At 59.1% G+C, this 847-nt stretch carries 1 pseudogene; it reads right to left on the bottom strand.

Features of this window, described 5'->3' with window-relative positions:
• A pseudogene (locus tag IFT54_RS20170) lies at positions 1–613 on the bottom strand (hypothetical protein); the annotation flags it as partial.
• Positions 614–847: the final 234 nt, after the last annotated feature.

Raw genomic sequence — 847 nt, 5'->3', positions numbered from 1 at the left:
CCACATCGATCCATTGTCCGACATAGCTGCCCATCGCCACCGGCGGCATTTCGGTGTTAAACATGGCAGCAGGGTTGGAGTTCGGGGCGAAGCGGTTACCTGATCCCCGGGAAGACGCGGTCAGCGCAACTGCGGGGGCGTATAATAACAACGCAGGCGCTCCAGCGGGTTGCCTTGGATATCGTTCAATCAGGCGATCGAGCTCGGGCCCGGGGGTCGTCTGGGCAGCGAGCAGAAAACTTAGTTGCCGGCCGGCTACTTGATAAGGCTGCAACGCCGGTTCGCGCCTCGCGATCAACGCATCGATAGCCCGGCGTGCCGCGAAGCCGAAAACCGTGTGATTTTGTTCGGCAAGGCGGGTTTTGAGCGTAGCTACCCGTAAAAGAGCAAGGCCCTCAATCTCAATGAGGCCGAGCTTGTGAGCGCGTCGGGCAATGCCTGCATACTGCTTCTCGCTTCCTATAAACCGGCCAGCGCGAGCATAGGCATCGCCAAGCTCGATCCGCTCCAGGAACACACGTGGATCGTCTTCAGTCATGCCCGCCTTCATCGCGCTGATCGTGTCGAGAGCACTGGACAACTCGCTGTCGGCTAGGCCGAGATGCGCTGCCATCACGCTATTAGCATGGTGCAGATTAGCAACCGCCACCGGGTATTGCTTTGCAAACCGTGCATTGCGACGCCTTGCTGCCAACAGGGATGCGCGTGCCGCATCATATGTCCCCGCTTCGAACTGCGCTTGAGCGAGAGCAAGCGTAGCGGCAATGTCCCTGTCAGGCGAGCAATGCGTTGCAAGGCATTCGTCGACGTGCCTCTTATAATCCAAAGTACGGCTGCCGGTGACAAC

This window comes from Sphingomonas sp. CFBP 13714, from assembly GCF_014842205.1.
Lineage (GTDB): Bacteria > Pseudomonadota > Alphaproteobacteria > Sphingomonadales > Sphingomonadaceae > Sphingomonas > Sphingomonas aerolata.
This window is presented reverse-complemented; position numbering and strand designations above follow the sequence as displayed.